This is a genomic window from Faecalimonas umbilicata, from assembly GCF_042846195.1.
GTDB classification, from domain to species: Bacteria; Bacillota; Clostridia; order Lachnospirales; family Lachnospiraceae; genus Faecalimonas; species Faecalimonas umbilicata.
Window position 1 is genome coordinate 2,359,771 of record NZ_AP031411.1, and the last position, 13,102, is coordinate 2,372,872.

Sequence of the window (13,102 nt, forward strand, 5' to 3'; positions counted from 1 at the left end):
TTTTCACCTATACCTTTAAATGCTTTCTGATCGTAAAGAAACTTCCGATAAAACCGATTCCGACTCCAAGAAGAAGACCTGTCGGCAATAAGATTTTATACACATCCCACACTGGCATGAAATCTAAAATGTTATTCAGAATGCTAAAGCGGGTCATAATGTAATCAATTGCTTTGTCATATACGACATACAATCCTGCCAGCGGAATTGCTGCCCCGACAAGACCGATCAGAATACCTTCAACGATAAATGGTCCACGGACAAAATAATCCTTGGCACCAATGTATTTCATGATCGCAATCTCTTCCTTTCGGACCGTAATACCAATCGTAACTGTGTTACTGATCAAAAATACTGTTACAATCAGCAGAATCAAGATGATCGCCGCAGACACATAGAGGATCAGTTTATTGACACTCGACAATGTCTTTGCAACAACATCGGACTTATTGACCTTGCGGACTCCATCAAGTCCTTCTGCAAATTTCACGACTTCTTTCTGTGACTCTACATCTTTCATATACACTTCATAGTTATCAGATCCTGCCAGCGGATTGTCATCCTTAAATCCCTCGGCAAGATCTTTGGATTCTCCAAAATATTCATCCTTGAATGTATCCCACGCCTCATCTGCCGAAACGTAAGTAACCTTCAGGACATCGTCCCTATCTCTCAGCGCATCTCCGATTGCCTCTACCTTGCTGTCTTCCAGATTTTCCTCAAAGAATACAGTGATCGCTACCCCTTCTTCTGCCTTCTTGACTATGTAGTTAAAGTTAAGAATTACGGAAAAGAATAGTCCGAATAAGAAGATACATGCCGCCATCGTTGCAACTGATGCCAGCGAGAACAGCTTGTTTCTTCCGATATTCTTAACTCCCTGCTTCATCGTATATCCTACTGTACTAATCCTCATTTATATACCCACCTTTTTTCTCGTCGCTGACAATGACACCTTTCTTCATCGTAATTACACGCTTCTGCATCTCGTTTACGATCTCCTGATTATGTGTAACGACTAATACGGTTGTTCCTCTTTGGTTCGCTTCCTCAAGCAACTGCATGATCTCCCATGAGTTTGTCGGGTCAAGATTTCCTGTCGGCTCATCTGCCAGAAGGATTGACGGCTCATTGACGATTGCTCTTGCGATTGCTACACGCTGTTGTTCTCCTCCGGAAAGTTCCTTCGGGAACATCTTATATTTCTGAGCAAGTCCTACAAGTGAAAGCGCTGCCGGTACTTTCTTCTTCATCACACGCGTCGGAGTCTCAACAACTCTCTGGGCAAATGCAATGTTCTCATAAATATTTCTGTCTTTTAAAAGTCTGAAGTCCTGGAACACAACTCCAAGCCCTCTTCTGTACTTCGGAATATGTCTGTGCTTCATACGGTTCAGATTCTGTCCATTCACGATGATCGTGCCGGATGTCGGGTCCAATTCTTTCATGATCAACTTGATCAAAGTAGATTTTCCTGACCCACTGTCCCCTACGATGAACACGAATTCGCCCTGCTCGATCTTCACAGATACTCCATTCAGAGCCGCAACTCCTTTTGAATACTCCTTCGTTACATCTTTTAATTCTATCATATGTCCTCCTATCACTAATACTCCAAGGTCTCCATGTACTTCATGTATTTCACTACCATAAGAGCAATCTTGAATGTGATTGCATCTTCAAACACACGAAGATCCAAACCTGTGCTCTTTTGCAGCTTATCCAGCCTGTACACAAGTGTATTTCTGTGGATGTATAGCTGTCTTGATGTCTCCGATACATTCAGACTGTTTTCGAAGAATTTATTGATCGTCGTCAATGTTTCCTCATCAAAATCGTCCGGTGATTTTCCTTCAAAAATCTCACGGATAAACATCTTGCAAAGTGGAATCGGCAGCTGATAGATCAGTCTTCCGATACCAAGTGTGTTGTATGCGATGATATCTTTCTCATTAAAGAAGATCTTTCCTACATCCAGTGCAAGCTTCGCCTCTTTGTAGGACTTGGATACCTCCTTGATATCATTTACTATAGTTCCGTATGCAACGTGAACATCTTCCTCGCCCTCTGACTGAAGCATCTCCAGAATGTTCTTTGCAACTTGTTCCATCTCTTTGTAACCTTCATTAGCTGCAAGCTCTTTCACAACGATGATGTTCTTCTCATCCACAGCTGTGATAAAATCCTTTGTCTTGCTGCCCAGAAGTACACGCACACTCTCAAGCATCCCCGTATCTTTCTCCCGGGACGTTTCAACTATAAGAATAACACGTCTCACTTCCGTGTCAATATGTAATTTTTTCGCCCGATTATAGATATCTACAAGCAGTAAGTTGTCAAGAAGCAGGTTCTTGATGAAATTATCTTTGTCAAAACGCTCTTTGTAAGCGACCAAAAGATTCTGGATCTGGAATGCCGCGATCTTACCGACCATGTATACATCCTCGCTTCCACCATTCGCCATTAAGATATATTCGAGCTGATGTTCGTCAAAAATCTTAAAGAACTGGTAGCCCTGAATCACCTGACTGTCCGCCGGTGATTCCACAAACGGCACTACCGCACTTTCATAATCTTCTGTATCTGTAAATGTACTTGCAAGTACCTTTCCTTCTGTATCCATTACACACAAATCGATCCGGGTAATTCCCTTCAAGCCTTCGATGGTGTTCTGAAGTGTCTGATTTGATATCATATTCTTCTCCTCCGCTTAATAAATTCTATATTTCTACATATCTGTATATATCTTAATGCAAAACAGCAAAAAAAGAAAGTAGAAATCAAGAATTATTATGCATTTTTTCTTTCGGGAGAAATACTTACGCACAAAAAAATATCTTCTCCCAGTCGTACGATTATATCAAATAATCTCTTATTTTTCAACCCCTGCCTCAGATTGTTCACAGTTTTTAAACATTTTCCTACGGTTTTTTACGATTCCTCCGATTCTTCCGGTCTCCCTCGACGACAGTGATTTCCACCCTTTTTCCATCACCTGATCGAGGAGTCCGAGTTCTTCTGCAATCTCATATTTCAACCGTTCTTCTGGCTCTAATTCACTTAATACAATCTTTTTTTCCTTTTTCCGTGACATCTTTTTTCTCCCCTTTTCCTGCAATTTCCTAATTCTATTAAATCCATTGTGATATTTGTAAATATTCCCTGTTTTTTTTAATTTATACAGACTCCTCACTTCCCATGGACTTCTCTATGCTCTAAAAGGAAAAAGCAGCTGTTCGCTGCTTTTTTATGTCACCCTAAAGTTTTCTCCATATTAAAATTCTTTCGGCTCATCCGGAATAATGACCGAACAGATAAAATAGGCAAGAATTCCCGTTCCCCAACTTGTCAAGCTGAGCAATACAACTCCAAGTCTTACAAGTGTCGGATCGATGTTGAAATATTCTGCTATTCCTCCGCATACTCCACATATCATTTTATTTCTTGTTGATCTGTATAATCTTTTCTGTTCCATTCTAAAATTCCCCTTTCTTAAAAAACACTCTGTAAATTAATTTTCCTATGAACAGTGTTTCACTCCTGCTCAGAAAAGTCAATAGTAATTTCCCCGGCGCCGCATTCGATAGCAAGCTTTTTCTCTGCTCCCGGATGGATACGTTTTTCTGATCCCAGCGCCGTATATTCCTCATCTCCGATCCACACACTTCCCATTCCACACTCTGTGAAACATTCATAGTCTGTCTCTTCCCCTGCAAGTGTCAGATATATTTCTCCCATTCCACATTCGATTTCTCCTTCTGACACAATTGCCTCCATAATGTCAATTTCCCCGGCACCAGCCTCTAAAGCCATTGTTGTTGCATCGACTTTCTCAATCGTAACATCTCCTGCTCCCGCACTGATTTCCACATGACCACCGCGAAGCTTGTCCGCAGTAAACTCACCTGCTGCAATCTCACACTGAAACGATTCCAAACGGTATCCTTTTGGAATCCCAATCACGACCGGTTCTACGCTCTTTCCCAGTTTTGACTTTCGCTCTGTATTCTCGATCGTCAGTTTCTCACCGTCCTGGTAACACTGGATTTTTCTGAAGTCCTCTGGAATCGTTACTTGAATTTCTGCTCCATCTGTTTCCTCTACGATTATCTCACCTACACTCATCTCAACTTCCATCCGCTTTACATCTGTAAAAAGATTTTCTCTTTCACTCCCTGTGTACTGCTCTTCAGGAGCCCCATACGGAGAGGCCACCTCCGACAGATCATCTTCAAACAGTTCCCCTGAAAAGAAGTCGAAAACATGCTCTCCGTTAAATTCAATTGTATCTGCTCTTCCTCCAAGCGCAACACCCGCAATACAAAACATCCCTCCGGTCACTGCCGCTACACCTGCTATGATCCACCCGGCTTTCCAACCTTTTTTCATCTTCTCACTCCTCTCTGCAAAATCTTTCTACAAATATTTACAGCTCCCTGAAACAGAAATGGTACCACCTTCAAAATCACCCACAGAACCGCCATCGATCCAAGCAATCCGACCGCGGTAAGCAAAAGTCCGATTCCACTTACTAGCAATCCTTCTCCGACAGCCGTAAACATGTGGACAATTCCTACACCTGCTGTAAAAATTCCGGAAATCAAAATTGCAATCGTTCCCATACCAATCCCTGCCACTGCTGCTACAATCCCGATCACCACTCCAAAGATGACACCGATAATTGCAATCACAAGCGGTATCACTATCGGCGCTCCTATAAGAATAATCGCAGCGAGCAAAATCACCTTTGCTGTCCTGTTGTGTCTCTCATTTTCATAAGTACCACGTTCTTCTGACCGACTCTGCTCATATGGATACTCTCCGGATACCGGCATTTTCCGACTGTCAAACTGAAAATCCTGATAACCATTTTCTGTGAAGGCTCCTCCCAGATCGCTTCTGCCATCCAGGCCTGCCTTTAACTTTTCTGCAACTTTCTTTGGGCTTTCCAGCTCCGAAATTACTTTTTGTTCATTTTCTTCTCCTGCCGCATCAAAATAATCATTATAATACTGCATTGCATCTGTTCGCTCTTCCACTGGCACATCCTGCAAAAGCGCTGCCAGCTCTAACATAAATTCTATTCGATTCATGCAGTCACACCTCCCTCAAATATCTCACTGATCTTCTTTGAATACACTTTCCATTCCTCGCGATACAGATTCAGCTGTGCCGTTCCTCGATCCGTCACCTTATAGTACCGTCGGTTTCTGCCGTCAAACTGCATATCGTACACTTCCAGGCATTGATCTTTCTGGAGTCTTCGTAAAACCGGATACAAAGTAGACTCCGATACTTCCAACACTTGTCTGACATCCTGTGTAATTTTATATCCGTAAGTCCCCTGACTTTCTCTGGATACAACTGCCAACACAATCGCATCTAACAATGCCGCTCCTGTGTTAAATACCATGTCATCACTCCTTTATCTTTTTCTATTTGTGATTCATAATATGATAATAAATTTAATACTATTTATTTATCTATATTATATATCGTATAATATTGTTGTCAATGTAAAAATATATAAGAATTTATGAAGATTTTCTTAATGTCGTGCCAATTTCTGCCTGAAATCTACCTCATTTTCAGACATACAGACAGGGACGATACAGAATCATCTCTTGTATAAGAAACTACTTCTGTATCGCCCCTGTCCTTTATTGTTCAATCCGTCCATAACATCGAAAATCAGAATCGATTTCCCCATAAATACCATAGCACCAAACATTCTGCCACAAGTAATGCCGGCACACCAACATAAAATTTCGGTTTTCTTGTCTTGTGATGAAAGGTATACATTCCAAGAAGCGCCCCGGCTCCTCCTCCAAGCGCCGCCACCGTCAGAAGGGTCGCTTCCGGAATGCGCCATTTCCTTTTCACTGCCTTTCTCTTATCGATCCCAAACAGGGAAAACGCAAACAAATTGATCAGGAGCACGTAACCGATTGCGATTTCTATCATACTCGTACCTCTTCTTTCTGCGCAAAGGAATATATAATTTTCTCCTTTACTCTCTTTCCGGTAAGCCGTTCCAGCACTTCTCCATAATAGCGGAGCTGTTTCTCATATCGTTCTGCAAGCTCTTCCCGAGATGCTGCCCGGTCTGTCTTATAATCCACGACGACAATTCCGTCTGGCTCCTCAAAATAAACATCTATGATTCCCTGCACGATCAGAAGTTCTTCCTCTTCTTCCTGTCTCTCGAGCAGTTCCGGATAAATTGTATCCGCCGAAACTCCAAGTACAAATGGCTGTTCTTTTTTCAGGCAGCCACTTTGTGCCGCTTTCCGAAGTCTGAGACCAAGCGGACTTTCCAGCAATCCTAAAATATCTTTGTAGTAGATACTTTCCATCATCTCCGGCTTAAGTTTCCCTTCCTCACAGAACTTTGCCGCCTCAGCATACAATTGCGAAATAGTATAACTTTTTCCAAAATCCAGCAGTTCCAAAAACTTATGGTATGCCGTTCCCCTGGATGCCCCGGACAAAGTTCCCGTGTATCCCGGCTCTGTTTTCTCCCGCATAAAGTTTGGAACCAAAGGAACTATCTCGGGCTCTTCATACAAAATTTCTCCTGCCTCTTCCTCAGGCTCTGACCTTTTTTTCAGTTCAGACACAGTAAATTTCAATTTCATCTTCTGCATGGCTTCGTATGGATACTGATAGGAAAACTGTTCTTCAATCTGCGCTCTCATTCTCTCATCATAGACATATGCTGTATCCCAGTTTCTTAAGAGCTCTTCTGTCAATGCCTGCTCCACTTCCTCCGCAGTTTCCTGCAAGATAAGATGTTCCGGAAAAATCTCTTCCACAACGAGCGGAACCTCCTTCTGGTACATTGCATTGGTAAACGGAACATTCATCCCATATCCATTCAGCAGATCTGCAAGCACCTGATTCCGAAACAGCGCCGGCAAAATCCAGTCAAAATACGATGTAGCCCTCGAAAGAACTCCAAATGGAAGCGCTGTTTGTTCTCTGGACTGAATGGAAGCAAAACTTTTCAATTTCTTCTCCAGATTAGAAATGCTTCCAATTAAAATCAGTTTTTCCTTTGCTCTTGTAAGTGCAACATAAAGTACGCGAAGTTCTTCCCCGAGATTTTCCAACTGAACTTTTCTCTGGATCACTTTTTTCAGGAACGTCGGAATCTTCGTCCGGTACTCCAAATCGACTGCATCCACCCCGACTCCAAGTTCCGGGTGGACTACAATGCTTCCCGTCGTATCCTGCATATTGAAACGCTTGCTCATTCCCGCTACAATGACGATTGGAAATTCCAGCCCTTTACTTTTATGGATACTCATCAGGCGCACCGTATCCGCCTGCTCATCGGCAATGTTTGCCTCTCCGTAATCAATATCATATTTCCTCAGCTGTTCAATATAGCGCACGAAATTAAAAAGCCCTTTATAACTTGTAGCTTCAAAAGCAATCGCCTTCTCCACAAGCATCTCCAGATTCGCCGCCCGCTGCCCGCCTCCTGGCATCGCCGCCACATAATTTCCATAGCCAGTTTCATCTAGAATCTGCCAGAGCAGTTCGTGGATGGCCGTATACGGGAGCCTCTCCCGGAAGTCTTTCATCTTCTCATAACACCTGTCTAATTTTTCTTGGATCGCTCTGTCGTCCCCCATTCGCCGGTAATCCTGCACCGCCTGATAAAAAGATACTTCCTTTTCCTCGCATTTGATCTTGGCAAACTCTTCACTGGAAAGTCCTGCAAACATTGATTTTAACACAGCTGCAAGCGGAAGATCCTGCCGCGGATTATCCAGCACACGAAGATAATCTAACAACAGACGAATTTCTCTCGTCTCAAAATACCCCTCTTTCGATCCAGTAAAGGTTGGAATTCCTTCCCGGTTCAGCACTTCCGTAAAGACATCTGTCCATCCTTTCAAACTTCTCGTAAGAATGACAATATCGCTGTATTTTGCCGGACGATATGCCCCGCTTTTTTTATCAAATACCGGGTGTGCTCCCACAAGCTGCTTGATCCTTGCCGCAATTGCACGCGCCTCAAGCTCCCGGTCAGATGCTTCCCTTACTTCGGTTTGTTCGGAAAAATCCTCCGCCGTATTGACCAGCAGTACCTCCGTCTCCATTCCCGGCTTCTCCTCGTAGTCTGCTCCCACATACAATGCAGCTTTCTCATCGTATGTAATTTCTCCTAGTTCTTTTGTCATAATCTGCTCGAATACGAAATTGGTGCTGTCCAGCACCTCTCTTCTACTTCGGAAATTTTTATGGAGATCGATCCGCTGTTTTTGACTTTCTTCTATACTATATGTGTTAAATTTTTCCATAAACAGTTCCGGTCTGGAAAGACGGAAACGGTAAATACTCTGTTTGACATCTCCCACCATAAACACGTTATAGTTGCCTTCTGACACCGTAGAGACACTTGTGAGAATCGCCTCCTGGATCAGATTGCTGTCCTGGTACTCATCAATCATAACTTCCGCAAATTTTTTCTGATAATCTTTCGCGGCCTCAGAAGGGATGAGCCCCTCCTCTGTCTTTTCTGTCAGAATGCGAAGTGCATATTGCTCCATATCCGAAAAATCAATCAGGTGTTTACTCCGTTTCTTTTCCTCGAATGCATCTGCAAAGAACTGTACCAACCCTGCAAGTACAGACATCGTTTTCCCTGCTTCCACCATATCTTTCCACAATTCCTCCGGTGCTTCATAGAAAAACTGATCCTTAAGCGCTCCCACAATGTCTTTCACTTCTTCTCTGATATTCTTTACCGAGGCAGTGAGTTCTTCCGATACACTTTTGTCTTTGTTCGCTGCAAATCGCTTCCACTTCCAGTCTGCAAACAAGTCATACATTCCCCGCATCGTTGTCTGCGCCAGCAGCTTTTGAATCCTCTCGCGATCCTCCTTGAGTGCATCGGCATACATATAAGGGCCGTCCGGCTCCTGGCACTGTCTTATCCCTTCTTCCAGAAGTGCCATTGTTTCTTCCAACGCTTTTCTCAAACTCTCTTTCGCATAAACAGCTCCTTCCGAAGCCTCAAATGCTTCCATCGTATCTACTTCATAGGATTTCACACACTGACGGAGCCACTTTTCCGGCTCCGGATTGCTTCGAGAAAATTCATACAACTGCAAAATAATCTCCTCGATCTTCTTGTCATCCCTTCCTGCTGCAAAACTTTCGATGCAATCCAAAAAAGATTGCTCCCCGGCTGTATAACAGTTCTCCAAAACTTCTTCCAGCACATCCTGCCGAAGCAGCTTCAATTCTCCCTCATCCGCAATCCGAAATCCCGGATCCAGATCGATCATATGAAAATAGTCCCGGATGACTGAAAGACAAAAGCTGTGGATTGTCGTCACCTGTGCATTGTGGATCAGTGTCGCCTGTCGCTGCAAATGGACGTTTTCCGGCTGCTCCTCCAATTTTTTCTCAATCGCATCCCGAATACGTTCTTTCATCTCTGCCGCCGCAGCTTCCGTGAATGTCACGACGAGCATCTGATCTACATCAATCGGCGGCTCATCTACTGTCAGTCTCGTGATGATCCGCTCTACAAGCACCGCCGTCTTTCCTGAGCCTGCCGCCGCAGACACAAGAATATTTCTGTTTCTAAGATGGATGACCTGCGCTTGTTCCTTTGTCCAAGATACTCCCATCCGATGATTCTCCCCTTTCTTTTTTCATAATCTACTCTTTCACTTCTTGCTCCATTTGCTGCAATGCTTCCACATCTTTCAATTTGGAAAGTTTCCGATACTCATACCCCGGTATTTTCTTATCAAATCCACAGATTCCCTGATACGGGCAGTAATCACACCCAGTCTTTCCTCCCAGTTCATATGGAAGGATCTCTGCTTCCCCATCTAAAATCCGCTGTCCGATCCGATTTAAAATCTGATCTGTATATTCTGACAAAGTGTTAAATCCTCTTCCGCTCAACACTTTTGACGTCTTTGAGAGGCTCTGATCCTTATTTCTTCCAACCGGGATCACATCCGAGTTCCCCGAAAAAGAACGATCCAAATGGGTGATGACTTCCTCTGAGGAATTGACGATGCCATCTGGTTTTAATTCTTTCAAAACTGCCTTCTCCCCAAGATTTTCTCTGACTTCCTTTTCCACGAACGGATCTTTCATCTGATAGTAGAAAATTCCTGCCGGAACAATTTCCTTCTCCGGATGTTTCTGCTCTTCCATCTCCATCACCGCGTTCAAATAGACAATCAACTGTAGCTGCAATCCATGATACATTTCTCCTAACTGAAATGCTTTTGCTCCAGTTTTATAATCAATGACTTTGACATAGACATGCTCCTCATCCTCATACAGATCTACACGGTCAATCTTTCCTCTCAGCCGCATCCGTGCATGCTCTGACAGTGACAGATTAACCGACTCCAGATGTGCCAAATTTCCAAAGCTGATCTCATATCCCGCCGGAACAAAATCTCCCTTCTCCAGTTGCTTAGTCAACGCCCATACCGTTCTTCTAAGCAGACGTTTCATACGCGTGATCACATATTCATTTCTGGAAGAACTATATAACACTGCATTTCCATAGTTTGTGACACCTGCCTCCACACTTTCCTCGATGAGTTGTTCCCGCAATTCCTCAGAAACTGTCGTCCATGTCACTTGGTGCTCTTCTAATTTTTTCGAAAACTGTTCCATCGCACTGTGGAAAATATTCCCAAGATCTACCGGTTTAAATCCATAGACTGTACGCTCTTCCAACTTCATCCCATAAGTAAGGAAATGCGCATAAGCACAGGCAGAGAATTTTTCTAATCTTGTCACGCTGTTCTCTAAGATCGTGCCATAAAGCTTTCTAGCCACCTCTTCCGATAACTGATCGTGCGGACGTTTCAGATGGTTTGCCGCAAGCAATTGCTCCATCTGTGCATGCCACTTAGGGTGCTTCCGATACCAAGTATATAGCTCCTTCCATGCTCCTCCAAATGTCTCACTTCGCACCTGCAGCCCTTCCACAAGATACGGAAGTGCCGTCTCCGGTGTCAGTTCCTTTTCCCAGAATGGCCTGTCTTCCTCCTCTTCCACCAAAAGTTCTGGATACATCCTTTTTAGATCTGCGATCAGATAGGCAGGACGCAGACTTTTCCCTTCCGAGGAGATTTTAGAAAAAGTCAAATACAGATACTCAGATGGTTTTGTCAGATGCAGATACAGATAAAATTTCTGAATGTAAGCCTGCTCCTTCGCCCCCGGTGCCAGTGCCACCTTCTGCTCCTGAAATCTCTCCCGGTCATACTCGGACAACAGTCCTCCTGCTCCCTGCTTTCCCGGAAGCCAGGTGTCATTCACCCCTGCCAAAAATAAAACTTTCACATCCTGAAGCCTTGTACGCTCGATATCTCCAACGACCACCTGATCGATTCCCGGAGGAATCACACCGACCTTTGCCTCCTGAAGCCCTGCATCGAGAAGTTCTCTGTATTCCCCGAGAGAAATCTGCTCTTCCCCAAGCAGTTCTGTAAACTTGTCAAACAGCTCCAGTACAATCCGGTAAATCTGGGCATATTCCTTTGCAAGTACCAACTGTCCCCGCTCCTGAAACTGCACTTCATATATGCCGATCTTCTTCTGCATCTCTTCCTGAACGAGAAATGCATAAATTGCCTCCGTCACTTCCCGCACCGTCTTTTTCCGGTGCTTCAATACCTCTGTGAGTCTTTCTAACTTCTCTATAAATTTCTGCCGGAATGCATTCCAACGAAGCATGTCCTCAGCGTCTGCATGCGGACTTTGTCTTACCCAGATCTCTTTCCACTTCTTATATCCACGAATGCCGAGTGCCACCACATAGTTTTCCACATCGTCCACCTCTTCCTGTGTAAAACCGGTCAGATTTGTTCTCAGAAAACGGAACGTACTCTCATAGGAAAAGTTTTCGTCGATCATCACCAAAAGACTTCTCAAGTATTCCACAAAGGAATTAAGCAGCACACTTCGTTTGTGATCCATAAAAAATGGAACCCCACAAATCCGAAATGCTCTCTCCATATATTCCGCATAAGTTTCCATATCACTGACAATCACAGCCATATCCCGGTAGCGGTACCCCTTTGTCCGCACCAGCCTGAGAATCTCTGAGACAATGAACACCGACTCTTCCTTTGGATTTTTGACCGCATGAAGCGACAGCATATCCTGCTTGTTGTCATACACCCGCTTCGTATAGCGGAACAAGTTCTGCTCTAAAAAAGCAAGCGGCGGATTTTCCCGGAATCTAACAGGAACTTCTACCCGGTTTCCATACAACTGCACAGGAGGCTCTACCTCAATGTTTTCCTCCGCTGCAATGTGCACCAATCCGGTAACCATCTGCTTACTCAGAGTAAACAACTGATACTTATGCTTCAACTGGTAAGGATCCTCCCTCTGATCTATCGTCACAGTAACGGTTACTTTCCGGCAAATTTTTAAAAGCTGTCCAAGCACCCGGTTCTGTACCGGTGTAAATCCGGTGAATCCGTCAAGTACAACCACACTGTCTTTTAAAATCTCTGACTGCTGCACGACAGCACTAAAGACATCCAGCAATTCTTCTCCGGTAATATATTTTCCCTGCAGATACTCTCCGAATTTTTCCTGAAGTTTCTGGATATCGTGAAGCTTCCAGTAAAGCTGCGGGCCGATCTCTCCACTTTCCATTACACGCTCCAGTTCCTCTGCGCCAACATCATACTGTGTGAATTCTGAGATCACCGATTTCACTTCACTGATGTATCCAAGACGCCGGATATTGCTCCCCAGTACCTTTAATTCTCCTTCCATATCCCCTGCTGCCTTCCTTAGCAGCAAGCTTTTCCCGATATCGTCAAGCACGATTCTTCTGTTTCCGCCCACCTCCTCAAAAATGCGATGCGCCAGCCGTCCAAAGCTTAATACATCAATATTCATGATTCCATGCCGCGGATGCAGTCTGACTAATTCTTTCTGTGCCTGCATCGTAAACTGTTCCGGCACAAGCACAATGTAATTCCGATTTGGATTTTCGCATGCTCCTGCAATAACCTGTTCATACAGATATTTGGATTTCCCGGATCCAGAATTTCCAAAAATAAATTGTAACGACATCATTCACCTC

Annotated in this window: 11 protein-coding genes; all 11 read right to left on the reverse strand. The window is 43.9% G+C overall.

Annotated features, from left to right (window positions below; genetic code table 11):
* Positions 1–7 precede the first annotated feature (7 nt).
* The 11 genes from ftsX to addB all read right to left on the reverse strand — a co-directional run bounded on the left by ftsX (position 8) and on the right by addB (position 13,092).
* The gene (gene ftsX / locus ACGG81_RS11335; RefSeq protein WP_008977370.1) at positions 8–916 is read right to left on the reverse strand and encodes a permease-like cell division protein FtsX; all 909 of its coding nucleotides are present in this window, start codon (positions 914–916) and stop codon (positions 8–10) included.
* Positions 906–1,592 (reverse strand): cell division ATP-binding protein FtsE, encoded by a 687-nt coding sequence (gene ftsE / locus ACGG81_RS11340; protein ID WP_008977371.1) that lies wholly within the window; start codon positions 1,590–1,592, stop codon positions 906–908. Before ftsE ends, ftsX begins: the two co-directional genes overlap by 11 nt.
* Positions 1,593–1,606: 14 nt before the next feature.
* The gene (locus ACGG81_RS11345) at positions 1,607–2,695 is read right to left on the reverse strand and encodes a PucR family transcriptional regulator (protein WP_009263590.1); all 1,089 of its coding nucleotides are present in this window, start codon (positions 2,693–2,695) and stop codon (positions 1,607–1,609) included.
* 177 nt (positions 2,696–2,872) lie between these two features.
* Positions 2,873–3,094 (reverse strand): small, acid-soluble spore protein, alpha/beta type, encoded by a 222-nt coding sequence (locus tag ACGG81_RS11350; protein ID WP_008977373.1) that lies wholly within the window; start codon positions 3,092–3,094, stop codon positions 2,873–2,875.
* Positions 3,095–3,274: 180 nt separating this feature from the next.
* Positions 3,275–3,475 carry a PspC domain-containing protein gene (locus ACGG81_RS11355; RefSeq protein ID WP_008977374.1) on the reverse strand — a complete coding sequence of 67 codons (201 nt, stop codon included), beginning with the start codon at positions 3,473–3,475 and terminating at the stop codon, positions 3,275–3,277.
* A gap of 59 nt (positions 3,476–3,534) precedes the next feature.
* Positions 3,535–4,389 carry a DUF4097 family beta strand repeat-containing protein gene (locus tag ACGG81_RS11360; RefSeq protein ID WP_390108399.1) on the reverse strand — a complete coding sequence of 285 codons (855 nt, stop codon included), beginning with the start codon at positions 4,387–4,389 and terminating at the stop codon, positions 3,535–3,537.
* On the reverse strand, positions 4,386–5,093 hold the full coding sequence (locus ACGG81_RS11365) for a DUF1700 domain-containing protein (RefSeq protein ID WP_009263592.1): 708 nt from the start codon (positions 5,091–5,093) through the stop codon (positions 4,386–4,388). The genes ACGG81_RS11360 and ACGG81_RS11365 overlap by 4 nt, the downstream gene beginning before the upstream one ends.
* On the reverse strand, positions 5,090–5,413 hold the full coding sequence (locus ACGG81_RS11370; RefSeq protein WP_390108402.1) for a PadR family transcriptional regulator: 324 nt from the start codon (positions 5,411–5,413) through the stop codon (positions 5,090–5,092). The genes ACGG81_RS11365 and ACGG81_RS11370 overlap by 4 nt, the downstream gene beginning before the upstream one ends.
* A gap of 278 nt (positions 5,414–5,691) precedes the next feature.
* Positions 5,692–5,964, reverse strand: coding sequence for a DUF1294 domain-containing protein (locus tag ACGG81_RS11375; protein WP_009263593.1), 273 nt, complete (start codon positions 5,962–5,964; stop codon positions 5,692–5,694).
* Positions 5,961–9,650, reverse strand: coding sequence for a helicase-exonuclease AddAB subunit AddA (addA, locus tag ACGG81_RS11380; RefSeq protein ID WP_390108406.1), 3,690 nt, complete (start codon positions 9,648–9,650; stop codon positions 5,961–5,963). Before addA ends, ACGG81_RS11375 begins: the two co-directional genes overlap by 4 nt.
* 31 nt (positions 9,651–9,681) lie before the next feature.
* Positions 9,682–13,092, reverse strand: coding sequence for a helicase-exonuclease AddAB subunit AddB (gene addB, locus ACGG81_RS11385; RefSeq protein WP_390108408.1), 3,411 nt, complete (start codon positions 13,090–13,092; stop codon positions 9,682–9,684).
* Positions 13,093–13,102 lie beyond the last annotated feature (10 nt).